Source organism: Leeuwenhoekiella parthenopeia, from assembly GCF_020782115.1.
GTDB classification, from domain to species: Bacteria; Bacteroidota; Bacteroidia; order Flavobacteriales; family Flavobacteriaceae; genus Leeuwenhoekiella; species Leeuwenhoekiella parthenopeia.
Genome location: NZ_JAJGMW010000004.1, coordinates 198,436 through 220,153 on the forward strand (window position 1 = coordinate 198,436; position 21,718 = coordinate 220,153).

At 45.7% G+C, this 21,718-nt stretch carries 16 protein-coding genes; 6 read left to right on the forward strand and 10 right to left on the reverse strand.

Going from position 1 to position 21,718, the window contains the following annotated elements; all coding sequences use genetic code 11:
* Positions 1–86: 86 nt before the first annotated feature.
* Entirely contained in the window at positions 87–791 is a 705-nt protein-coding gene (locus LLW17_RS04845) for an ABC transporter ATP-binding protein (RefSeq protein ID WP_099645749.1), read from the reverse strand.
* A 54-nt stretch (positions 792–845) separates the two neighbouring features.
* Entirely contained in the window at positions 846–2,099 is a 1,254-nt protein-coding gene (locus LLW17_RS04850) for an efflux RND transporter periplasmic adaptor subunit (RefSeq protein WP_228229135.1), read from the reverse strand.
* 206 nt (positions 2,100–2,305) lie between these two features.
* Between LLW17_RS04850 and LLW17_RS04855 the strand changes: the two genes are divergently transcribed.
* A complete protein-coding gene (locus LLW17_RS04855) occupies positions 2,306–3,652 on the forward strand; it encodes a sigma-54-dependent transcriptional regulator (RefSeq protein ID WP_228229136.1) in 1,347 nt (448 codons plus the stop codon).
* Positions 3,642–4,985, forward strand: coding sequence for a sensor histidine kinase (locus tag LLW17_RS04860; protein ID WP_228229137.1), 1,344 nt, complete (start codon positions 3,642–3,644; stop codon positions 4,983–4,985). Before LLW17_RS04855 ends, LLW17_RS04860 begins: the two co-directional genes overlap by 11 nt.
* A gap of 18 nt (positions 4,986–5,003) precedes the next feature.
* Here the strand turns inward: LLW17_RS04860 and LLW17_RS04865 are convergent, their stop codons facing one another.
* The 5 genes from LLW17_RS04865 to LLW17_RS04885 form a co-directional block, all read right to left on the reverse strand.
* Positions 5,004–5,834: an MORN repeat-containing protein gene (locus tag LLW17_RS04865; RefSeq protein WP_228229138.1), complete on the reverse strand. Its 831-nt coding sequence runs from the start codon at positions 5,832–5,834 to the stop codon at positions 5,004–5,006.
* Positions 5,835–5,910: 76 nt separating this feature from the next.
* Entirely contained in the window at positions 5,911–6,750 is an 840-nt protein-coding gene (locus LLW17_RS04870; RefSeq protein WP_228229139.1) for a DUF2490 domain-containing protein, read from the reverse strand.
* A 9-nt stretch (positions 6,751–6,759) separates the two neighbouring features.
* Positions 6,760–8,721, reverse strand: a complete 1,962-nt coding sequence (locus LLW17_RS04875; RefSeq protein WP_228229140.1) for a hypothetical protein — start codon at positions 8,719–8,721, stop codon at positions 6,760–6,762.
* 364 nt (positions 8,722–9,085) lie between these two features.
* Positions 9,086–11,059: a fructose-1,6-bisphosphatase gene (locus LLW17_RS04880; protein ID WP_228229141.1), complete on the reverse strand. Its 1,974-nt coding sequence runs from the start codon at positions 11,057–11,059 to the stop codon at positions 9,086–9,088.
* A 218-nt stretch (positions 11,060–11,277) separates the two neighbouring features.
* Positions 11,278–12,195, reverse strand: a complete 918-nt coding sequence (locus LLW17_RS04885) for a LysR family transcriptional regulator (RefSeq protein WP_228229142.1) — start codon at positions 12,193–12,195, stop codon at positions 11,278–11,280.
* A gap of 92 nt (positions 12,196–12,287) precedes the next feature.
* Here LLW17_RS04885 and LLW17_RS04890 point away from each other — a divergent pair, with 92 nt between their 5' ends.
* Genes LLW17_RS04890 through LLW17_RS04905 form a run of 4 tightly spaced genes read left to right on the forward strand, consistent with a single transcriptional unit; the run spans position 12,288 to position 16,671 of the window.
* Positions 12,288–12,593 carry a hypothetical protein gene (locus tag LLW17_RS04890; RefSeq protein ID WP_228229143.1) on the forward strand — a complete coding sequence of 102 codons (306 nt, stop codon included), beginning with the start codon at positions 12,288–12,290 and terminating at the stop codon, positions 12,591–12,593.
* Positions 12,594–12,614: 21 nt separating this feature from the next.
* Positions 12,615–12,818 (forward strand): hypothetical protein, encoded by a 204-nt coding sequence (locus LLW17_RS04895; RefSeq protein ID WP_228229144.1) that lies wholly within the window; start codon positions 12,615–12,617, stop codon positions 12,816–12,818.
* A 2-nt stretch (positions 12,819–12,820) separates the two neighbouring features.
* Positions 12,821–14,299, forward strand: a complete 1,479-nt coding sequence (locus LLW17_RS04900) for a proton-conducting transporter transmembrane domain-containing protein (protein ID WP_228229145.1) — start codon at positions 12,821–12,823, stop codon at positions 14,297–14,299.
* A gap of 2 nt (positions 14,300–14,301) precedes the next feature.
* The gene (locus tag LLW17_RS04905; RefSeq protein WP_228229146.1) at positions 14,302–16,671 is read left to right on the forward strand and encodes a DUF2309 domain-containing protein; all 2,370 of its coding nucleotides are present in this window, start codon (positions 14,302–14,304) and stop codon (positions 16,669–16,671) included.
* 156 nt (positions 16,672–16,827) lie between these two features.
* Here the strand turns inward: LLW17_RS04905 and LLW17_RS04910 are convergent, their stop codons facing one another.
* The 3 genes from LLW17_RS04910 to LLW17_RS04920 form a co-directional block, all read right to left on the reverse strand.
* Complete coding sequence (locus LLW17_RS04910; protein WP_228229147.1) at positions 16,828–18,597, reverse strand: alkaline phosphatase; 1,770 nt, start codon at positions 18,595–18,597, stop codon at positions 16,828–16,830.
* A 114-nt stretch (positions 18,598–18,711) separates the two neighbouring features.
* Complete coding sequence (locus LLW17_RS04915; RefSeq protein WP_228229148.1) at positions 18,712–19,830, reverse strand: alkaline phosphatase; 1,119 nt, start codon at positions 19,828–19,830, stop codon at positions 18,712–18,714.
* A 78-nt stretch (positions 19,831–19,908) separates the two neighbouring features.
* Positions 19,909–21,717, reverse strand: a complete 1,809-nt coding sequence (locus LLW17_RS04920) for a RagB/SusD family nutrient uptake outer membrane protein (protein ID WP_228229149.1) — start codon at positions 21,715–21,717, stop codon at positions 19,909–19,911.
* Between the last annotated feature and the right edge of the window lies 1 nt (position 21,718).

Genomic DNA, 21,718 nt, shown 5'->3' on the forward strand with positions numbered 1-21,718 from the left:
GCTTTAAGAAATTTGGGAGTGATGAAGTCCCGTTTTTGATTGATTGTTTCGGCTGCTGCCGATTGATGAATGAATCCCCTGAAATCTTAAACCTCTAAGGTTTTGCTTTTGTATTCTGAAAGTACATTTTCGGTGACCTTCTGACCGTCTAGCATCCTGATGATGCGGTGGCTATACTTGGCGTCGTGCTCGCTGTGCGTCACCATAATGATGGTCGTGCCGGCTTCGTTGAGTTCGGTAAGCAAATCCATCACCTCGTTACCGTTGCTGCTGTCCAGGTTACCCGTAGGTTCATCGGCAAGTATAAGCTTGGGATTGTTAACTACGGCCCGGGCTACGGCCACACGCTGCTGCTGCCCTCCCGATAATTGCTGCGGAAAGTGCTTGCGGCGGTGCATGATTTGCATTTTTTCGAGCACCTCGTCTACCCGCTTTTTGCGCTCGGCTGGTTTAACGCCGGTATAAATCAACGGAAGCTCTACATTTTCAAAAACCGTGAGTTCGTCAATCAGGTTAAAGCTTTGAAAAACAAACCCGATGTTGTGCTTGCGCAAATCGGCCCGCTTGCGTTCGTTAAAACCGGCTACTTCAATACCGTTGAAGATAAAGCTGCCGCCATCCGGGTCATCCAGCAATCCAAGAATATTGAGCAAAGTCGATTTACCGCAGCCCGAAGGACCCATTACGGCTACAAATTCGCCTTCCTGCACCTGAAAAGACAGTTTATTGAGGGCGATGGTGCGCACCTCTTCGGTGGCGTAATACTTTTCTAAGTCTGTTATTTTGATCATCTAAGAAAGGATTAGGTTTATAAATGCTAAGAGTAGTGTTGTCATATTTTTGTTTTAATCCTGAAGTACCAGTTCCTGCACTTCATCATAATTATCGTAACTGCTGGTGATCACGCGGTCTCCCGGCTCCAGGCCACTTAAAACCTCGTAATATTCGGTGTTCTGGCTGCCCAGCGAAATGTCTGCTTTATAGGCAGTGTTTCCGTCTTCGCTCACTTTAAAAATCCAGTTGCCGCCGGTTTCCTGAAAGAATCCGCCTTTGGGGATGAGCAAAGCCTGTTTTTCCTGACTCAGCGCCACCCGTATTTGCAGGGTTTGACCGCGGCGTATCCCTTCGGGCACATCCGATTCAAATTCCATATCTACCTGAAATCTTCCGTTTGTTACCTGAGTAAAGACCTTTTTGATGACCAGTGTATAGCTTTTTCCGTCGAAATCAAAAGAGCCTTTTTGCCCGGTATAGATTCGGGAAATGTAATGCTCGTCAATATCCACACGCACTTTATAGCCGCTCAACACGTCTATCTGCCCCAGGCGCTCGCCTTTGTTTTTAGACTGACCTATTTCGGCATCAAGCGAAGTAAGCTGCCCGTCTACCGGCGCCCGCACCACGAGGTCCGCCACTTTACGACGCATCAATTCCAGAGCGTTCTGCGTACGTGAATACGAACTGGAAACCTGATTTTTCTCCTGCTTCACCGCAATTGAATCCTGAGCCAGAATCTGTTCGGCCAGCTGCATACGCTCTTTCTGATAATTGTAATCATTTTCAGATTTGATCAGATCCTGACGCGCAATCGCGTCTTTGTTGTAGAGCTTTTTGTTGAGTTCGTACACCCGTTTCGCTTCGATGAGGCTGTTTTCCACATCGGTGTACTGGTTGAGTTTTACGATGGTATTTTGACGCGCGGCGTTCTGCGAAATCTGCATTTGCGTCAATAAATTGTACACCTGCGTTTCCTGATTCACCAGGCTCAGCTCGAGATCGGTATTGGACAGGCGTAAAATGGGTTCGCCTTTTTTCATCACCGCGCCGTCTTCCACAAACTTTTCTTCAACCCTTCCGCCCTCAAGCACATCGAGGTAAATGGTGGTAATGGGCATCACTACCCCGTTTACCGGAATGTTTTCCTGAAACACATCTTGTTTTACTGTCGCGATGCTCAGACGTTCTTTTTGAACGTTGAGTTTTGAGGTTCCGGTGGTGGAAAGAATCACAAAAACAATTAAAGCTGCAAGGGCAATACCGCCTGCGATCATGAGTATTTTCTGTGTGGTAAAACGTTTCTTTTCTAAAGGGATGTCCATAAAAATTTTTGTTTGCACTTAGTTACAAAGCAATATTGTGCCAAAACTATAAGTTATTGATTATTAATTATTTAAAAATAATACGCTTAATCAAAGTGTTCGGTTTTGATACACTTCATGTACGCTTCCGATACACTTTTGGCACAGCCAAAAATTAGCCGCTTTCTGGCCGTTACTCAAAAACCGAAAATTGTAATATTGTAGCTATGCAACTCAAAGACGCCCACATACTGGTCATTGACGATGATGAAGATGTACTTACCGCGCTTCGTCTTTTGCTCAAGCCTCAGGTAAAACTGGTTGTGGTTGAAAAAAATCCCAACGCCCTGCAGGCTATTCTGAGCAAACAGGATTTTGACGTGGTGATTCTCGATATGAATTACAACGGACTCGTAAATACCGGTAACGAAGGGATTTTTTGGCTCAACAAAATCAAGTCGCTAAAACCTGAAATTGCCGTGATGCTTATTACGGCCTACGGTGATATCGATCTGGCCATTCGATCACTTAAAGAAGGAGCGTCTGATTTTTTGGTCAAGCCCTGGAAGAATGAAAAACTGCTGGAGTCTATTGCTGAAATTTTAGCCAAAAAGAAAAAAGCGGGAAGTCCAAAAATTAAACTCGACTCGGAAACCAAAATTATAGGTGATAGCGAACCCATGCAGGAGGTTTTTGTAAAGCTGAAAAAAGTGGCGCCTACTGATGCCAATATTTTGATTTTGGGCGAAAACGGAACCGGGAAAGACCTGATTGCACGCTCTATTCACGAAAATTCACTGCGTAAAAACAAGCCTTTTGTAAAAGTAGATGTAGGTGCCCTGACTGAAAGTCTCTTTGAAAGTGAACTCTTCGGGTACAAAAAAGGAGCCTTTACCGATGCGCGTGAAGACCGCAAAGGCCGTTTTGAAACTGCAGATGGGGGCACGCTGTTTTTGGATGAAATAGGAAACATCAGCCTGCGGCAACAGGCGCGTTTACTCACCGTTTTACAGAATCGCCAGGTAACACCGCTAGGCTCTAATGAACCTGTAAACGTAGACATCCGGCTTATTTGCGCAACCAACCTGAGCCTGAAAGATCTGGCAGATGAAGGCAAATTCCGGAAAGATTTGATTTACCGCATCAACACGGTTGATTTGATGATTCCGCCGCTGCGGGATCGCGGTACAGACCTGAGCCTGCTGGCCCAGTATTTTGTAAAGCTGTATGCCGAAAAATACGGCAAGGCAAGCTTCAGCCTGGATCCCGGCTTCATCAAAAAATTGAAAGAACACAGCTTTCCGGGCAACGTTCGCGAACTGCAATATGCTCTGGAACGTGCTGTGATTATGGCCGAAGCTTCGGTTTTGGTAGCCGAAGATTTAGCCTTTTCGCCCATAGAACAGCAATCGGAAACCGAGCATAAACTCAAGACCACCAACCTGGATGCGGTAGAAAAAAATACCATCCTCAAGGTGATTGAAAAGAATAAGGGCAACATTTCCAAATCGGCTAAAGAACTGGGCATTACCCGTACCGCCCTCTACCGCAGACTCAATAAATATGATCTATAAAAGCTACATCGCCGGCCTTTTGCTGCGGGTGTTGCTTTTACTGGCCGCACTTACGGGCATCGCCTGGGGAATAGTCAACACGAGTCTGCTTTTTTCGCTGATTGGCGGCGGTATTACGCTGATCATTCTGTACGACCTATACCGCTATTTGATACGGCGCTTTGTCGCGATTGATGACTTTTTTGAGGCTGTAAAATACCGGGATTTCTCCCGCTGGTTTTCCGAAAAACACGGGCCGCAGGATTTACGCAACCTGCACAGGGGCTTTAATAACGTCAACAAGACCATCAAAGCCATCAACAACGAGCGGCAGGCGCAGTTTGTGTACCTGCAGAAAATTCTCGAAATGGTTGAAGTGGGCATCATCGCCTACAATCTGGATACCGGCGAAGTGCTGTGGGTCAACGAGTCGCTGCTTAACACGCTCGATTTGCCCACTTTTAAAAACATAGGTTTTGTCGAAAAGCGCAGACCGCAATTGTACACTGAATTGTTTGACACCTACCGTACCGAAGCGGTATCGGTTAACCTCAGCCTGCGTAACGAACAGTTAAAAGTGCTGATTTCCGAAACGGTTTTTCAGCTGGAAGAAGATGCGTTTAAGCTCGTGGTGCTTCAGAATATTGAAAATACGCTCAACCAAAACGAGTCTGACGCCTGGAAAAAACTCCTGAGTGTGATGACCCACGAGATTATGAACAGCATTGCGCCCATCTCGTCGCTCGCCGAAACGTTACAAAACCACATTCAAAACAACCAGCAAAATGCAGAATTACATCCGCTGGAATTGGATGACCTCAACGCGGGCATCAGCAGTATTAAAAAACGTAGCGAAGGCCTAATGAAATTCGCCAAAACCTACCGCAGCCTGAGTAAAGTAACGCATCTCAATCTGGAAACGGTTAAGGTAAATGAACTCTTTAAAAGCATCAGCGACCTCATGCAACCTTCACTGGCTGATAAGCCGGTGGCACTTCATTTTAAAACCGAAAATCCGGAAATGGCTTTCGAGATTGACAGCTATCTCATTGAGCAGGTTTTGATCAACCTGATCCTGAATGCGATTGATGCGACGCAGGAGGTCGAAAAACCAAAGATCGTGGTAACGTCTTCTCAAAACAGTAAGGGCAGGGTGCAAATAAAAGTACGCGACAACGGCGGCGGCATACCCGAAGAAATACGGGAAAGTATTTTTATTCCGTTTTTTAGCACCAAAAAAACCGGAAGCGGCATTGGTCTCAGCCTCAGCAAGCAGATTATGACCCTGCATAAAGGTAAAATTCAGCTTAAAAGCGATGCTGAAAGGGGAACGGAGTTTACGCTGCAGTTTTAAAGTCCGAGGACTAAAAACCTATTTATCTTTATCCTGTTCTTCCAGTTTATCGTCTTTCCAAATACCGCTGGCGATTACTTCACCATCCTTACCATAAAAAACGCCCTCCCCGTTACGGAGGTCGTCTTTCCACTCACCCGTGAATTTTTCGCCGTTAGGCCAATAATAGGTACCCATACCGCTGCGCATATCATTTACATAATTCCCTTCATAATGCTCCCCATCTATCCAATAAAACGTGCCTTTACCGTGTCGCATTCCATTGCGCCATTCCCCTTCGTAGCGGCTACCGGTATCGAGAATGGCAATTCCCAATCCGTTAGCTTTTTTGTTTTTTACCTCGCCCACATAATGCAGTCTGTTTCCTTTTTTGCTCTTAAAAGTCAGGTATTCACCAAAGACTTTTTGCTGCATTTGCATTCTGATATTCTTGAGTTCCAGTTGGGCTTTAGTCAGGGCAAAGTTCAGAGAATCTACCTCCTGCAATTCTATATCCTCATTTTTTGTAAGCGTTGTATCTGTAACAGTATTGAGCGATTTCTTGTTTTTAGTGTAGCGCAATTGATTGTCCAGGTCGAGGATTTTTGTGGAAATCTTCCGCCGCAATTCCCTTTCAAGCCCTACACTTTCGGGTAAGTTGTCGTAGGCGCTTTGTGCCTCTTCATACGATCCCGCTAGAAGCAACGAATCTGCACGGGCAATCTCGTTGCGCTGCTCAACAGAAAATCCCAGGGTATCTGCATCCCCTTCTGTTTCAGCATTACTTTTAAGATGTTGATTTTCTATGAATAGATACACAGCTACTGCCGTGACAATACCTGTGAGTATATAGGGTAAAATCTTTTTCATAAGTTCACTAAACTTTTTAGTAAGACAGATCGGTTTAAGCTACCGTTCCGTTACAGCTTATTAAAACTTCTGTATTCTAGTCTCTAAAATGTACAGAAGGTAGTTTGTTCTTAACCTTGCGTAGATCTGGTGAGAAATACATGTGAATTCTAAAGGTATAATTCTGGTTATAAACAGAACCGTCATCAAGGGTTTGGCCAAAACTGTACATAAATCCGGCAGCTACAGTTAGTCTTGGATTTATGATATAGCCTAAAGTTGTATTGAGCCGTACATCTTCTAATGGACTGTCAATAACCTGTTTTCCGCTTTGTAAGATCACCTCTGATTCCGGAGCTACGTATAGCGCGCCCGGCTGCAGACTGGGCTTGTTTAAAGGCACTTTGAGTCTAAACATATAGCGGTACCGATTCCTGAAAATATATTCATCCTCTTCACCAAAACTTTTTGACCATCGGTGTTCAATGCGTATCCTGTGATAGGCCATAGCGTTATAAACCGGCATCGCAAACTGGTATTGATGCCATATTCGGTATTCCGGCAATAAATCAGGGCCTTCGCTGTCAGGATCTGTATTGAAATTAAGTCGCAAAACTCCACCCAGGGCAAAATTGGTTTTCTTATCGTAAATGTACCCAATGGCGTGCCTGTTGTAAATCTGGCCAATTTGACCCACATAGGGAGTACCGGCTGTCTCCTCAAATCTAAGATGCGTTTGCGCGATCCAGAACAAGCGTTTTGAGATGCGTATGTTGCCATACGTATTAAACCAGAATTTCCTCTTGACGTCTTTATACTTAGACTCTCTGGTTTCTGCTTCAGAGTCCATGTCAGGACTATCCTGACTCCTGACGGGATTAACAAAGGCCAGAGTGAGTGCTAACAAGAAAGGTAAAATGATCTTTTGTGAGGGCATAGCTGGTCTTTATTGAGTAACGCCCAAAAGTCTTAGAACTTCCTGAGGGTTATCTTCTCTTTTTAACTTCCGTTCCAGGCGGCCGGTATCTTCGTTGCGAAGTTTGAATAAACGATCCTGAATATTTCTATAGGTGGTCATCCAGGCTTGAATTCCGGTGCAGGGCAAACCTTCCCGCAACTGCTTAAGGAGTTCAGGAAGTATCTGCTCATCATATGAGTTAATAATGTGTTTTTTTACTTGCTCCTCCATTGTAGTTGCCGTAAAGATCACATATACCTCTTCTGTGTATGCTTCCTTAAGCCTCTGTTGATCCTCTGGTATCTGGATCAGGAGATCTACTAACTCCCGCTTTTCGGCAAAGCAAACGTTGAGTTCCTGTGCCGTCCTGTTTTTAGTTTCTACACTATCCTGGGCTATCACGGCATACTGCTGCAATTGCTTATCTGTGTTTTCTTTTAACGCCAATACTGTTTTTTTGATATCATCGCGTTGAGGCTTAGCGATAGAATCAATATATGTTTTGAGCTGTGTGGCTTGTTTGACCAACTCGTCTTCTTTAGTATCAGCGTTCTTTTGCGGCGTCAAATCATTTGAAGAAAGTCCTAAATCATCTTGTATCTCAGTAAGAAGTGCTTCCGTAAAATGAGCCATATCCTCTACATCCTGTAAATTGTCTGTTATCGTTTTATACGTTAAATCTGTTTGTATAGGATAAGTAATTTCACGTCCGGATGTATCCTGACTCATAACCACCCGGGGAGGCAATCCTGATGGCCACAGACCTTTAATCAGGTCATCACGTTTAATAAAGCTAATGACCTGATCCTTTCTGTACTCAAGCAGTTTTCCCAACTTTTCCAGATATCTAACTTGTATGTCTTCAGCGGAATTGTAAAACAGAGCTACTTTCTGATCTGTAAGCTTTTTCAATACAAGCCGGGTGTCTGTTAGAACGGTATTGGCTATAGATTGGGACTTTTGATAATGGTCGGCGATGGCATCAAGATTCCTTTCTTCTTCTCTTGACAATTCATATTTTGGCACCTCCACTTTCATGCCCGCCAATTTGACCGATGCGCCAAGATCAGACATCATATACTCTACCTGATGTTGATAAGCAGCATTCTCCTTAAGCAAACTGCTTAATCCGTGATCAAATACGTGTGTGGTATCGCGGTTTTGCAAACCAAACTCCATTATGGTCAGGTAGTTTTCATCCAGATCAATAACCTCAACATCCTCTATTCCGTCCAGATTAAAAGATATCGTCTTTTCTAAACTATCATTAATCCGTATGTGCACTTCTTTTAGCACCCCGTTATCAAAAACCCAGTTTTCTAGTTCATTGATGCCATCTTTAGTGAAAAGCGTCCAGGTATCGTGTGCATAACCATTGCGCAAAAGTCTCCCCGCAAGTAAATTTTCGGTTGTTTCTATTGTAAAGGATAACTGAGGTATTCCTTCTTTATAAGTGATTTCACTTTTAAACTGATTGGAAGACAACTTAGAATTCCTGATACTGTCGAGTTGAATAGTCCACGTGCTATCTGGTTTACCTTCGAGGTAATTGCCGCTAATGGCTTTTTTTAATCCATCAAGTTTGGTCACATAAGAAAAATCAACAAACTCCTTTTCCTTCTGCGGAACGTAGTTACCGCTGGAATACTCCCATAAACCTACCGGAATATCCTTCTCAAAGCTTCCTTTAATTTCAATAGGGTCAATATTATCCTGAGATGTATGCTGAAATAAAAAAGGACCGGTTTTTAGGGTATCGCCCTTTTTAAGGGTATACGTGTATGTAGCTGTGCCCGAAAAATCAGAGATCTCGTAATCACCCTCATAAATCTCCTGGGCAAAACATAGGTTACAGAAGCATATCAGGCAACAGACACACCAAAAACCCTGACCTTTTAAACCAAAAAAGGGCAAATGGAACATTCCTAATTTTGTTAGTAATTTCTCCAAAATGAGTTTCTTTTTCGCAAAAGTATGGTTTTAGAACCTGTTTGGTCTGAATACCGGCCTCAATTCACCTTTTTTTAAGAGAAAACGTTTGAGTTTAATTTTATGATATGAAGGCAGTTTACTTCACTTTATGAGTTTCCGGCAGCACACCCATAAGCTTGTCGTAAATTACTGGTTTCGAGGGTTTATACTCAAAGTCACAAAGAGTTTTACTACAAACACATTTTCATTCGCCTTCAGGCAGAAATGGAAATGTCAGTTGCAGAGCACTGCCGAAACCGGAACGGAGTTTACGCTTCAGTTTTAGGGTTAAAAAACCCATAAATTGATTCAAAACCAGAACTGAACATCCTTCTAAAATCCACTAGTTGCTCGTTCGTGGAAAACGTTCGGTAAGTAAGCCAAGGCGGTACGAGTTTAATAGGTCTTTGAGGTCTGCTATCTGTTCCTTTATCTTGTTGCCGTCCCTGATATCTTCCACCTTTAAGGGCTTGTCTTCATACGAATAGATGGTTTCCGCTTCCAAAATATCCAGCTCTTCGGTAATCGCCTTTTCCGTAGATTCAAAAGGAAGATGCGCGATGATTTTTTTACCGATATGATCAAAAATGAGCGTATAACCCGCGATACCCGTTTGTTCCTGATAGGCTTTTGCAAAACCCCCGTCTATGACCAGTAATTTACCTTCCGCTTTGACCGGACTCTCCCCTTTTTTGACAGCCACAGGCACATGACCGTTTATGATGAGGCTGTTTGCAGGATCAAGGCCAAAATTCTTAAGGATTTTATCGGCTGTTTCGGGCAGATCCCTGTACTGGTAATACGGACTCTTGGTTTCTTTATGCAGCTTTTCATCGGTCACAAAATACCGCTCAAAAGTGGCCATTTTATCTTTTCCGAATAAAGGTGAGTCTGGTCCTGCCCAGAGATACCACATCATGTCTTTTGCCAGTTCATTTTCACGTGTTCCTGAAACCCCGGAATAGGCCTCGCGGGCAAGTTTATCTAAAAAATCCATATACTCCCGGCCAGTTCTTTTTTTACCCAAAAGTTCTATTGCAGCCAGATTGCCGTCTTTGTCTATAGGAATGCACCCGTGAAACAACAGGCAATCATTTGCGATGTGGTACATACTTCCCTTTTCGTATAAGAACTGTACGTGTTCCTGAAGACGCACACTCTGTTCAAAGGATTCGGCAAGTTGCTGCATAAGCTCCTGCTCCCCTTTGGAAAGCCCGGTAGGATTTTCCGGATCGATAGTAGGAAAAAAATCATCTTTCATCGCATAGGTTTCACCTTCAACTGTGAGTTCATTTTTAGAGAAATCTATACATTCCAGCATTTTACGGTGTTCCATCCGCAATTCCGGTCTTCTGCTTATCAGCTGCTCTTCCAGCTTAAACTGAATAATACTGATGGCTTTATGCATAATGCGATTGAGCCAGCCCTCACTTTCGTTAAGCAAATCCTCAGGAGCAACTTTCGGATTAAAAGCCAGGCTGCTATCATCGCGGTAATGTTCAAGTGCAAACGACGCCAGAGGCAACAAATTGATGCCATACCCATTCTCCAGGGTTTGGGTGTTGCCATATCGTAGCGAAAGCCGGATCACGTTTGCCATACAGGCGCGGGAACCCGATGCTGCACCCATCCATACAATGTCGTGATTGCCCCACTGTATGTCTACCGAATGGTATGCGATGAGACTGTCCATAACCTGTTCTGCACTGGGACCGCGGTCATAGATATCACCGATCACGTGTATTTTTGCAATAGCCAGCCGCTGTATGAATTCTGCAAGGGCAATAATCAATTGATCACCCTCACCAATCGCGATGATGGAGCGCAACAAATTTTGACGGTAAGCAAATTTCTGTTCCGGGGCAGATTCCCCGTCAAGCAGTTCACGAATAACTACTTTATAATTTACCGGTAACAACAGATCCAGTTTGCGTGTGGTATAAATTGCGGTAAACCGATGCGCGACTTTCAACAGGCGTTTTACCGCGATTGTATAAAATTCTTCGAGATCCGAATTTTTGGATTTCAAAATATCCAGTTTTTCCTGCGGATAATAAATCAAGGTAGCCAGGCTGCGCAGGGAATCTTCGGTGAGTTCGTCCTCAAAAAGCGTCAAAAGTTCGTGCCGAATACGACCGGATGCATTCTTGAGCATATGCCGAAAAGACTCGTGCTCCCCGTGTATGTCGCTTATAAACAATTCGGGGCTTTTGGGCAGCGAAAGCAGGGCCTCAAGTAAGACAACCTCTTTTGCCACCGCGGCTGTATTGGGATACTGCTCAGAAAGCAGTTTTAAATATTTAATATCGTTTTGCATAGGTACATTTGAAAAAAACCAACAACTCCAAGATACTTTTTTTGATTGGGAATTCTGCCTTTAAATAGATGTAACGCCGGTTCTATTTTGAAGGAGGGGGCATAGGCCTGAATATCAGCAAGCAGATCATGAACTGGCATAAGGGTAAAGCTCAGCTGCTGAGCACTGCCTAAAGAGAGACGAGGTTTATGCTGCGGTGGTAGGGTTTTTAGCCCCTCCTATTCCAGATACTCAAAATGTTCTGCAATAATGCCCTCCTTTTCAGCTTCCAGATATTCCACAAAAGCTTTGGCTATGGGCGACAGGTTTTTAGCCTGCAACCAGACCAGATTCCAATAGGTATTAATGGGTAAGCCCTTAACCGAAATGATTTTCAGTTTCTGGCTTTTCAGTTCGTTACGCAATCCAATGATTGGCATAATCGAACAGCCCAGACCGGCAAGAACCGCTTGTTTGACCGCCTCGTTTGAGGTAAGCTCCATCGTCTTTTTTACCGTGTACTTGCGCTGGGCTATAAAATGTTCCATCGCAGCCCGGGTGGCCGACCCCGCCTCCCGCGAAATAATCGGCACCTTTTCGAAGAGCACCTTTTTGGGGGTGGTGACGCTAAGGTTCATCGTGCTGCCCGCCACATAATACAGACTGTTTGGCATCAGCCTTACGGTATTTACCTTCAGTTTTTCAGGAAGTACCGAGACCAGGGCAAAATCTACTGCATTGCGCTCCAGACTTTCAACCACCAGCGATTTATTGGTCACATCCATAACCAAATCGACACCGGGATGCTTTCGCAGAAAGCCTGACAGAAAATAAGGCATCACATACTTGCCCGTAGAAGCCACCGAAATGGTCAATCTGCCCGAAAGTTCGCCCTGAAATGCCCGCGTTTTGTAGTTTATTGCCTCTACTTCCCTTAAAATTTTTGAAGCCGTCCGGGCAATTTCCATCCCAAATTCAGTCACGTACAACTGCCTGCCCACTACCTCGGTAAGCGGAATGGGAAATTGCTCCTGAAAATTCTTAAGCTGAATAGACACAGCGGGTTGCGTGAGATGCAACTCTTCTGAAGCCTTGGTAATACTCTTCAATTCTGCGATTTTTTGAAAGATCTGAAGCTGATGCAAAGTGTAGTTCATAAATAATTTTAATGTATTCGATAACAAATATAAATAAAAATTTATGCCTTAGATGTTTCAACTTTGTAACCGAATTTAAACGCAACTGCATTATGAAAACCGAGAACAACGCCCTTACCTCAAACAAAACCGAAACCTTCCAGCTCATCGACGGCGAATTTAGTCCGGCTGAAGCTTCTACCGTGATTATGAATTTGCTTGACGAAAAAATCAATTTCCACAAAATCAGAAAACTACAGATCTGGGAAAAAGATCACACCATCAACACCGATAAAATCAATGCGCGTATTGAAGCTTTGGAAGCCGAAAAAGCAAAAGCTCAGCAAACCTTCAAAAAACTTGCTCAGACCAATACCCGCCTTAAAGTAGATGGTGCTATTAAAATCACATTGCTTTAACAGCCTCCCGAATTCGATTTGATGAAAATCTTAACCTTCCTCCAGACCGTGATTTTTATACTTCTGCTGCTTGTCCCAAGCCTTGCAGATGAGTTTATAAAAAACCCGGTTATCCTTGAAAAACTGACCCTCGCCACCGGAATTACGATACTGGCTGTACTTATAAAATTGGCAAAATCAGCAAGCCCAACCGGTGAAACTGCTCAAAAATCAATTAACTCCTGAAGATGAATACGCAATACGCAACACATACACACTCGCTTAAACAGGACTCCGGTGCTGCTGCAGTAAAAAGCAATGGGATTGCCCGTCTGGTAAGCATCCTTTTATGGCTGTTATTTATCGCCAATCTCGCAGGCCTTATCTTTATGGCAAACCAGCCTTTGCTGCTCAAAGCTGGTGATTTTATCATCTTTAACCATTTTAGCCTCCTGATCTGGACTACGGTCACGTTTTTTGGAGCCGTAGTAAGCACCTATGCTGCAAACTACCTCAAAGGTTTCCGATACCACGGCCGCTTTATGGGGCTTACTTTTGTCTTTACGGCAACCGTTATGCTTCTGGTAGTCTCTAACCACCTGGGCTTGTTGCTCACCAGCTGGCTGCTCATGGGGGTTTTAATGTCGCGCTTAATAGGCATTGACAGGGACCGGGCAGAAGCTCGCGCAGCTTCCCGGTTTACGCTGAGTTATTTTCTTACAGGCAGCTTATTTTTGGGCCTTGCCGTGGTAGGACTGGCGCTGTACACCGGTGAACAAAGCCTTACAGGTCTTTCAGCCAGTATGGCCAGCTTACCTAAATACGTCACCCTTCCGGCAGCTTTGCTTATCATTCTTGCCGCTTTGGTACAGTCTGCGATTTACCCTTTTCACCGCTGGCTGATGAGTGCGATGACCGCGCCCACACCGGCTTCGGCGTTAATGCACGCGGGTTTTGTAAACGGTTCGGGTATTTTACTAACGCTTTTTGCCACAGTACTTTTCGCATCAAACACACTTACGCTCCTGTTTATCATAGGCGGTCTTACCGCGATCATCGCGCAGTTTGCAAAGCTGCTTCAGGTACACGTTAAACAAAAACTGGCCTGCTCTACCATTGCGCAAATGGGCTTTATGATTATGCAGTGTGGTCTCGGATTTTTTAACGCGGCTATTGCCCACCTCATCCTGCACGGTTTTTACAAGGCCTACCTGTTTTTATCTTCAGGAGAAGAAATCGCGCAAACCAAACCCGAAAAACCGGCACATTTGCACATCAAGCCGCTGCAGGCCGTCGTGGTCTCTATCTACGGAATTCTGGGAGCTATGCTCTTTGCTGTACTCACCGGTAAAGGTCTTAACCTCAACAGCAGCGTTTTCTTAACCCTTATTGTCGCCATCACCGTAGGCCAGGCAACCTACAATATTGTTAAGGAACAAAGCCTGAGCACCCTTCAAAAAACATTCATTCCGCCGGTGCTGTTTTTTCTGGGAATTGGGGCCTACGCGCTCATCTATAACGGCATCACCTTCCTGATGCGCGATCTGCCCAGACCCGAGCAGGCTCTGCCGCTTTCGTGGCCACAGATCATCTTTGGTATTATTTTCCTCATTGGCTTTTTTGCGATGAAACTGGGACTGTACCACAGATTGCCCTGGCTATACGTAAAGCTGCTCAACCTCACACAGCCCTATAAAAAAACAATTCTCCTTTCTAAATCAAAATAATTATGAATCCACAACTGGCCCATACCATCACTAAAGCCGCCCGCACGGTTGGCAACACCTGGCCGCTCTACACCTTTGTAGCTTCAAACCCGCTTACGGGATATGAGGATATGAGTTTTAGAAAAGCCGGACTTTTAGCAGGAGAATACCGCTCTGCACAGGCATTTCCGGGTGTAAAAGCACTACGCAAAGCCTGGGAAAACGGAGCAATTGATGCGAAACTTTTAAAAGCTGCTCTTAAAAAAGAAGGCTTTACCGAAACACCGGACCATTATCTGAACTTTTTAGAAGCCCAAAAGCCCGAAATTTCAGCAAATGCCCACCAGGAGCTGGACCGGGTTATGGTAAAATGGCTTGCTGCCTTCCTGGATGAAGGTCTGGCCGAATGGTCTATGCCCTTTAAAACCGAAGGTTTTTATACCGCCTGGAGGTATCTCGCCATTTACGACACCGAAATCGGAAGAGTAAGTCTCAAAGACATTCCCAAAACCCCGGAAAAAACCCTTGAAAACCTGTTGCAGGAATACAGCCCTGAAGAGCAGGAAGAGATTTTTACACGTCATCTGGCCGCATTACCGGGCTGGACGGGCTATATCAGACAACGGGTGCAGGCAGCGACCGACTGGCAGCAGGAATACCCCATAAGTCTGGAAGAATATCTGGCGGTACGCCTCTGGACCTGCGACCGCTTAAACCTTCCGTTTTTTGTGGATATTGCCCGTCAAAAAGAAGAAAGTGAAGCCCAGCAGCTGCAATACCTGTGGCTCAAAGCCTGGGAAGAAAGCTGGCAGAAAAACCTGCTGAGCAAGCTCGAAAAAAGTGGTATTTCCGCAGAGCGAAAAGAAGCAAACACACGACCTGATGCCCAACTGGTATTTTGTATTGACACCCGCTCAGAAGCCATACGCCGCAATATCGAGGCTCAGGGTAACTATGAGACTTTTGGCTACGCCGGTTTCTTCGGTATCGCGATGGATTATGAAAGTACCCGCGACGGTATTACGCGTAAAGCCTGCCCTCCCATCGTAGAATCGGCTTATACGGTTACCGAAAAACCCCGGGAAGAAGAACAGGCGGCCTTCAAAAAATACGCGCAGAAAAACCGCTTGAAAAACTTTAAAGACTATGCCTTTAAACGGATGAAAAACATGCTGCCTTCTGCCTTTGGTTTCGTCGAAGGATCTGGGGTTTTCTACGGAATCGCCCTAATGGGACGCACCTTGTTTCCTGCGAGCATCTATAAAGGAAAGGAGCAACGGGCAAATGACCTGGAATCCTGCTGCGAACCCGATATGCACAAAAATGCACACGGAGATGAGCCTGTTTTAAACATCAGTCTGGCTGAAAAAACAGCGATTGTTAAAGGCGCCTTTGACCTGATGGGCTGGAAGACTTTTGCCCCAGTGGTTGTTTTTGCCGGTCACGGAAGCCACTCGGCCAACAATCCCTTTAGCTCCAGTCTTGATTGTGGCGCCTGCGCAGCCAGCCCCGGCAGACATAACGCGCGTATGCTGGCTGCTCTGGCCAACCTGCCCGAGGTACAGCGGCAGTTAAAAGAGCAGCACGGGATTGAAATCCCACAGGACACGCTGTTTGTAGGTGCCGAGCACAACACCACCACCAACGCGATTGTCTTGTTTGACAGTGCCTTCACCAAAGCCCGGCAAGCTCAGCTGGAGTCTTTAAAAGCAAGTTTGAAAAAGGCGCAGCAAACAGCCAATGCCGAAAGCTTTCAAACTGCAGGCAATACCAATCTCAAGGCATTCAAAAAAGCCAATAATTGGAGTGAGACCCGCCCGGAATGGGGCCTCTCTAAAAATGCAGGCTTTATAGTAGGGCCACGTGCACTTACCCAAAATATGGATCTGGACGGGCAGTGCTTCCTGCACTCCTACGACTGGAAAACCGATACCGAAGGCAAAGCCCTTGAAGCTATTATGAAAGGCCCGATGACGGTAACGCAGTGGATCAACAACCACTACTACTTCTCTGCGGTAGACAACGAGCAGTATGGTGGCGGTTCTAAAATCACGCACAACATCACCGGAAAATTTGGAGTCGTACAGGGCAACGGCGGCGACCTGAAAGTAGGTTTACCCCTGCAGTCGCTCTTTAGTTCAGATGATGAGTTGTACCACTTACCCCTTCGGCTTTCGGTAGTGATACAGGCACCGGTATCGCGGGTATCGCAGATTCTTATCGACAACCCACAGCTGAAAAGCCTGCTCGATAACAAATGGATTCACCTGCTGGTAATTGATCCGCAGCAAAATGAGGAAGTTTTCCGCTACGCGAAAGGATTAGACTGGAAAACGGTAGAGAAATCTTTTTCAGCTAAAAGTTCAAAACCGGAACAAGCGGTGATGGCTTAACCGGAATTCTTAAAAATGAGAGGAGGCTGTCTAAAAAGTCTTAATAACTTGAGTTGTCAGGTTGAGCCTGTCGAAACCGATTTTAATAATCAGTAAGTTGAAAATAGTTCGACAGGCTCAAGAGGACACGCCCTGCTTTTTAGACAGTTTCCCTTTTTAAGGTTTTAGCTCAAGCGCTTCCAGAATACGCTGAAAAATTTCGGTGTTTTCATATACCCCGCGGAAGAGTTGGGCGCCGGGACCATAGGCAAAAACCGGTACCATAACTCCACTGTGATCTGTTGAAAGGAAATCGCCCCGCACGGTTTTTTGATCGAGGTCTCCCCCCATTATCCCAAAACCTGAAGTCTCGTGATCTGCCGTAATCACCACCAGCGTATTTTTATGGGTGTCTGCAAATTGTAATGCCCTTGCGATGGCAACATCAAAATCAAGCATTTCCTGAATAATTCCGGCGGCGTTATTGGTATGCCCGTTGCTGTCTATTTGAGCAGCTTCGGCCATCAGGAAGAAGGGCTTTTCGGCAGCCTTGAGTACCGAAAGTGCCCGGGTCAAACTCTGCGGAAACAACTCCCCACGCCCGTTGGCTATCGAGGGTACTTTGCTTTCGCCCAGAAAAACGGCGGTTTTTACAGTCAAATCTGTAAACGAGTCGAGACTTTTAATCGTAAATGCCGCTGAAATACGATCGGCTTTTGCCTTGCCGCCTGCCATAAAGAAGTTGATCCTGCTCGCTTTCAAATCGGCTAAAATACCCTCTGAGTCATCCCGCTCAGCACGATGCGCATAAAAAGATGCCGGTGTCGCGCCGTCAATAGCATCTGTACTTATCAAACCCGTATTAAAGCCCCGAAGTGAGAGTATTTCGGTGATGTTTTGCAGGGGTTGGTCATACGAGTCCACACCTATCGCGCGGTTGTGTGTTTTTTGACCGGTCGCCATCGCGGTACCACCTGCGGCAGAATCGGTTACCAAATCATCTGCAGAGGCCGTCTTTGAAAACCCGATATCAATCAATTGGGTTAAGCTCAGCGATCCTCCATTTGCGATTTGCGCCGAAGTAATCTGCGTAAGCCCGTTGCCATCCCCTATAAGTAAAATCACGTTTTGGGGGCGGGCACTGTAATCAAAAGCAAAAGCAGGTTTGTAAACCTCAACCTGTCCGGTATTGGTATAGGTATTCGGCTTCAATTGATTCAAAAAATCGGTAGCCCGGGCGGGTGTGTCGGTATTGATGTAGTCTACTCCCAGATTTGCCAAAGTAGCCCAGGCTGTTTTGGTATCGGGACTTGCCCAGAAGCGTACCGGTTTTCCGGCAGCGTGCGCGGTATTGATAACGGCTTCTACCCGTTGTAAATCTGCAGCGACCATACGCCCCAGACCATTCCAAACTGAGTAGTTTTTAAAATTTACACTCACGAGTGCGACGTTACTCAGGTCGATGCTTTTTAAATCATCTGTATTTTGGTGATCAAACTGAATAAAATCAGGGTACTTCCCGTAATCTTCCGGTTGCGGTCGATTTCCCGAAATCACCAACTCCAGATTTTCAGACTGCGTAAGCGCCGGGTAATTTTCAAGGAGTTGTACCAAAGCCTTCAGCGTAGGTTCGGCAGCAGATTTGATATCGATAAGCAACTGAAGCTTTCGCAGGTCACCGGTGCGGGCCAATTCGGCTAAAGGTTTTAAATACAAACGTTCCAGCGTGTTTTCCGGAAGAATTTCGGCCTCGCTGTGCGTAACGTAAAGCCTGTTTTCCTTTAAGAACACATCTGCCTCGATGCTTGCCGCGCCACCCACATAAGCTCCCCAAAACGGAAACTCCTGTGCATAATCGTTGTGCGCGTGCACCTGATACGGGGTTTCACGCTGTGCATAACTTCCGCTAAAGACGAAAAGCACACACAGAAAAAATAGCTTTTTCACAAAAATAAATTTTAAGGTTTTCATTGAGCCTGTTGAAATGCAGACCGTCACATGGAGCCTGTCGAAATGCAGACTAATCCAATCGTCTTCGACAAGCTCAGACTGACAGTCCGTTTAGCGAGCGTTTATCGCTTTTAAAATTTTATGGTAAATCGCGGAGTTTTGATAGATCCCTTTAAAGTTTTCGGCTCCCTTTCCTTTCGCAAAAACAGGGATGAGTTCACCACTGTGCTGATCGGTGATAAAATACACAGCTACTTTTTCGGGGATTTCGGTTTTCTTTCCGGTTTCGGCATCCAGCTCATAGTACTTGCCAATGCTGGCCCCGCCGGTCTCGTGATCGGCAGTGACCACAAGCAGGGTATTGGGATGGCTCTCCACATAATCGAGTACCGCACCTAGAGTCTTATCAAAATCGACCACCTCGCTGATCATCATTTCGGGGTTCCTATCGTGACCGCCCCAGTCGATGTACGAACCTTCGATCATCAGAAAAAAAGGTTTTTCGGCTTTGCCAAAATACTCCAGCGCCTCAAGACTGGCCTCTTTCAAGAAATCACCACGCCCCTCTAATTTAGATGGAAGCCCTTCGTCTTCAATAATAAAGGCGTTGCGCATTCCGGCTTTTGAATTGCCCAGTTTAAGGGTATCCAGATTGTAATTACGCTCCAATATCGTATTGAACAGGTTTTTACCATCGGCGCGCTGACTGAAGAATTTGCGGCCTCCACCCGCTAAAAAATCTACATCTGCTGTTGCGAGCTGCTCAGCGATTTCCTCGTGTAAATCCCGGTCTTTTACGTGTGCGTAAAAAGATGCCGGGGTCGCGTGCGTAATCGAAGTCAGGGAGATGAGTCCGGTTTGATAGCCTTCGTTTTTCAGTTTTTCTAAAATAGTCTCCTGCGGAATCGTGTCTTTTGAAACCCCAATCGCGCGTTTGTAGGTTTTTTGCCCTGTGGAAAAGGCTGTCGCACCGGCTGCCGAGTCGGTAATTAAATGACTGGTAGAATAGGATTTGTGCAGGCCTATTTCTTCAAAACGCTCAAAGTTGGGAGTCTCCTCACCAAAATAAAAGGCGCTCGACACCTGTGGAATTCCCGTCCCGTCGCCAATCATTAAAATCACACTCAGGGGTTCTTCGGTTTGTTTTTCCTGAGCACTAACCGTTACTGCACAGGCATTTACCAAAACTGCGCTCAGCACAGCCATACTTTTTTTAATACAATTCATCATTCGGTATTTTTTAAAATTTGAAACGGCAAGGATCACTCCCTGCCGTCTTCAAAACTAAATGTACTACATATTATTTAGTTAATAGCCTTCATTCTGTTCCAGATAGCCGGGGGTGTTTGAAGCCCCATCAATCGCAGTCTGTGGAATTGGGAACAGACGGTGTTTTACATCGGCATCGGTTTTTGAGGTCCAGGTGTCTTCGTATTTACCAAAACGGATTTGGTCTGTACGTCTCGACATTTCCCAGTAAAACTCAAAACCGCGTTCTCTAAAAAGCGTTTCAAGCGTGATCGACGTCCAGGGTTTCGGTGTCTGATCAGGTCTTGCCGTACGGGAAGCTCGTACAAAATTTACATCGGCCAGCGCACCGCCGTTGTCGCCCTTGCGCAATTTGGCTTCGGCACGCATCAGATACACGTCTGCCAGACGCAGTAACACAAGATCTACATCACTGTAGTTGTTTCCATCAGGCGAAGTCTTTGAAAACTGCCATTTCGCGAAGCGGTAACCACCGGCGTAGCTGTTGGTATTTTGAATACTGATGTCGAGTGTATGGTCAACATAATACACGATATCTTCAAGATCTGAACCGTTCTCACGTGCTTCAGCCAGGGGATAAATACGGTATTTGGTCTCTCCCGAACCGTCTGAACCGGTCATAAAATCGCCCGATCTAAACTTCTCTTTACGAGGCGCCCACATCGTACCGCGAATGATTCCACGGTCGATTTCAAAATCGGCACCTGCCAGGAAATAATGATCCTTATCGGTTTTTAAGCCCAGGGTATCTCTGAAATACGGGGTAAGACCCGAAATATCTTCAAGCGCTGCCGGTACCTGCGCATTCTTTTGGTAAAAACGGGCATCAGCATCTGCGGGATCCACATCTCCGTAAGCATCAACCCAGGTCTGGTAAAAATCGGGCGTGGCAGCAGGACCGTCGGTACCGTCCATACTCAGGTATTTATCGCCGGGTCTTGGGAACAAAGAACCCGACATAGACCAGTATGCCCAGCGGTTGTGATCACTGCTCAGGACACCGCGAAGGTCTAATGCAAAAATAAGTTCGGCATTATTGTGGTTTTCATCATTAAACAGGTCAAAATATTCCGGAGACAAGGCAAAGCTGCCCGAGTTGATCACCTTATCGGTATAGGTAATCACATTGTTCATATCGGCATCGGTAAAATTAGGCGTGCCGTAGGGATCGCGGTAAACCGCAGCGTTCAGGTATAATTTTGCCAGAAAACCGTGTACCGCGGCCTGAGACATTCGGCCAGGAGCTTTATCGGTATTGATGTGTTCTAAAGACGCTAAAAATTCGGCTTCTATATAGTCAACCGCATCTGCACCGCGCAGGACTACAGAAGTTTCTGAAGTCGCTTCTTTTTGGAAGGCAAGCCCCCAGCTGTCTAAAAACAGCATATTCTCGTACGCACGCAGCGCACGCATTTCTGCCAGCGCCTGAACAGCCTCGGCATCACCGGCTTCAGCCAATGGCTTCAACACGTCTATAGCTGCAACGGTTCTGAACAAAGCGGTGGTAAGATAGCTCCACGAGCTGCTTACCAGATCATTTCCTGCCGAAATAAGGTGGCGGTGTGTGGTGGTATAGGTATCGTTATCTGCCCATTGGGTACCGCCTAAACCGGTACGCGGTGGTAATATAGCCTCGTCTGAAGCGATTTCCTGCAGCCCAAAATACCGCGTGTGTCTAAAAGTACTGGGTAATATTCCGTAAGCGGCAGACAGCGAACCGGTGATGGGCTCGGTAAGACCGTCTGTCCCGGTGAGGGATTCGTCAATGATTTCTTCTTCAAGGTCGGTGCAATTCCACAACAGTAGCGCGCTAAGACCAACAAAAAGGGTTTTTATATGGAAATTCATA

Excerpts from the sequence above, each read along its gene's own strand:
- LLW17_RS04890 (WP_228229143.1), top strand. The coding sequence starts at position 12,288 with ATGAAAACCGAGAACAACGCCCTTACCTCAAACAAAACCGAAACCTTC.
- LLW17_RS04880 (WP_228229141.1), bottom strand. The coding sequence starts at position 11,059 with ATGCAAAACGATATTAAATATTTAAAACTGCTTTCTGAGCAGTATCCC.
- LLW17_RS04855 (WP_228229136.1), top strand. The coding sequence starts at position 2,306 with ATGCAACTCAAAGACGCCCACATACTGGTCATTGACGATGATGAAGAT.
- LLW17_RS04870 (WP_228229139.1), bottom strand. The coding sequence starts at position 6,750 with ATGCCCTCACAAAAGATCATTTTACCTTTCTTGTTAGCACTCACTCTG.
- LLW17_RS04850 (WP_228229135.1), bottom strand. The coding sequence starts at position 2,099 with ATGGACATCCCTTTAGAAAAGAAACGTTTTACCACACAGAAAATACTC.
- LLW17_RS04905 (WP_228229146.1), top strand. The coding sequence starts at position 14,302 with ATGAATCCACAACTGGCCCATACCATCACTAAAGCCGCCCGCACGGTT.
- LLW17_RS04845 (WP_099645749.1), bottom strand. The coding sequence starts at position 791 with ATGATCAAAATAACAGACTTAGAAAAGTATTACGCCACCGAAGAGGTG.
- LLW17_RS04885 (WP_228229142.1), bottom strand. The coding sequence starts at position 12,195 with ATGAACTACACTTTGCATCAGCTTCAGATCTTTCAAAAAATCGCAGAA.
- LLW17_RS04920 (WP_228229149.1), bottom strand. The coding sequence starts at position 21,717 with ATGAATTTCCATATAAAAACCCTTTTTGTTGGTCTTAGCGCGCTACTG.
- LLW17_RS04860 (WP_228229137.1), top strand. The coding sequence starts at position 3,642 with ATGATCTATAAAAGCTACATCGCCGGCCTTTTGCTGCGGGTGTTGCTT.
- LLW17_RS04915 (WP_228229148.1), bottom strand. The coding sequence starts at position 19,830 with ATGATGAATTGTATTAAAAAAAGTATGGCTGTGCTGAGCGCAGTTTTG.
- LLW17_RS04865 (WP_228229138.1), bottom strand. The coding sequence starts at position 5,834 with ATGAAAAAGATTTTACCCTATATACTCACAGGTATTGTCACGGCAGTA.
- LLW17_RS04895 (WP_228229144.1), top strand. The coding sequence starts at position 12,615 with ATGAAAATCTTAACCTTCCTCCAGACCGTGATTTTTATACTTCTGCTG.
- LLW17_RS04900 (WP_228229145.1), top strand. The coding sequence starts at position 12,821 with ATGAATACGCAATACGCAACACATACACACTCGCTTAAACAGGACTCC.